Here is a 1,452-nt window from a genome sequence, read left to right on the forward strand (position 1 = left end):
GGGGCCGCCTTGCCGTCTGTGGCCAACTTGTCGTCTAGCGTGGCACTCTCGCCGGCGGCTTTCTTGTCGTCGGGCTTGGCCTTCTCGCCGACGGCTGTCTTGCTGTCGGGTGCGGCTATCTCGCCCGCGACCTTCTCGCTTGCAGCCACCTTGTCGTCGGAAGCGGCTTTCTCGCCCGCTGTCGTCCTGTCGTCAGAGCTGGTTTTCTTTCCCGCAGACGTCTTGTCGTCGGGAGAGGCTTTCTCCTCGGCGGCTGCCATCTCGTTAGGGGTGGGCTTGCCGTCAACGGCTGGCTTGTTATCTGCGGCGGGCCCGTCGCCCGGCGCGCGCTTGTCATGCCCGGCCGGTTCGCCGGCCGAGGTCGACGTCTCGGCCGCAGCCGCCGGGCTGGAGCCGGCCGCCGGGCTGGAGCCGGCCACCTGGCTGGGGCCGGCCGCCGGGCTGGGGCTGGCTGCCTGGCTGGGGCCGGCCGCCGGGCTGGGGCTGGCTGCCGGGCTGGGGCTGGCTGCCGGGCTGGGGCTGGCCACCTGGCTGGGGCTGGCCACCTGGCTGGGGCTGGCTGCCGGGTCGGGACTGCCTGCCGGATCGGGACTGGCTGCCTGGCTCGGGTTGGCTGTCTGAGTCGGGCTCGGCTGGTCGTGCGAGGCGGCATCGGTGGGCGCCCGGTCCTCGGGGGCCGCGCCGGAACTCGCCAGCGGACCACCCTGATGCGGCGCCGACGGGCGCAGCTCGGGGTTGGCCGCCTGGTCCTTCTGCCGCTTCACCACGCGGACGACACTACCCAACCGAGGCACCGCCGCGAGAGCCCGATTCGAGGCCTGTGGATAACTCTCCGGCGCCTGTCCACAGGGTGAATTTCCGCCGTTGCGAGGGCCTACTCTTCTTCTATGCCGCGTTACGAGTTCCGGTGCCGCGCCTGCGGCGACACCTTCGAGGTCAACCGCCCGATGCGTGAGGCGTCCGAGCCCACGAGCTGCCCCCAGGGCCACGCCGACACGGTGAAGCTCCTTTCCACCGTCGCCGTCACGGGCCGCACAGGCGGCGCCGCACCCCGCCCAGCAGCCGGCGGCGGCGGCGGTGGCGGCTGCTGCGGCGGAGCCTGCGGTTGCTGACGGCTCCTCGCTGACCGGGGACCCGGTGGTCTGACGCCCGCGCTCTCGCCTCACACCCCAGAACCAGGGAGTCCACCAGCCCGGGCCTGGGCGGACCGGCCCCCGCCGCCGTGGTTTGGTGCAGCGTGCACCTGCCGCACGTTCGCTGCGGCTCAGCGCTGCGGCTTACGCGTCGATGGGCCGCGGGTCGCGTCGTGCGGTCCGGCGCTGTGGGTGCCGTGTCGATGGGCCGCGGGTCGCGTCGTGCGGTCCGGCGCTGTGGGTGCCGTGTCGATGGGCCGCGGGTCGGCGTCGAGCGGCCCAGCACTGTGAGTGCCGTGTCGACGGGGCAGCGGGTCGC

At 73.4% G+C, this 1,452-nt stretch carries 1 protein-coding gene and 1 pseudogene; one reads left to right on the top strand and one right to left on the bottom strand.

Going from position 1 to position 1,452, the window contains the following annotated elements:
* Nucleotides 1-767 (bottom strand): annotated as a pseudogene (locus Ade02nite_RS47280) (hypothetical protein); the annotation flags it as partial.
* Between the two features lie 120 nt (nucleotides 768-887).
* Here Ade02nite_RS47280 and Ade02nite_RS47285 point away from each other — a divergent pair.
* On the top strand, nucleotides 888-1,112 hold the full coding sequence (locus Ade02nite_RS47285; protein ID WP_203778002.1) for an FmdB family zinc ribbon protein: 225 nt from the start codon (nucleotides 888-890) through the stop codon (nucleotides 1,110-1,112).
* The last annotated feature ends 340 nt before the right edge of the window (nucleotides 1,113-1,452 follow it).

Origin of the sequence: Paractinoplanes deccanensis, assembly GCF_016862115.1 — a bacterium.
GTDB classification, from domain to species: domain Bacteria; phylum Actinomycetota; class Actinomycetes; order Mycobacteriales; family Micromonosporaceae; genus Actinoplanes; species Actinoplanes deccanensis.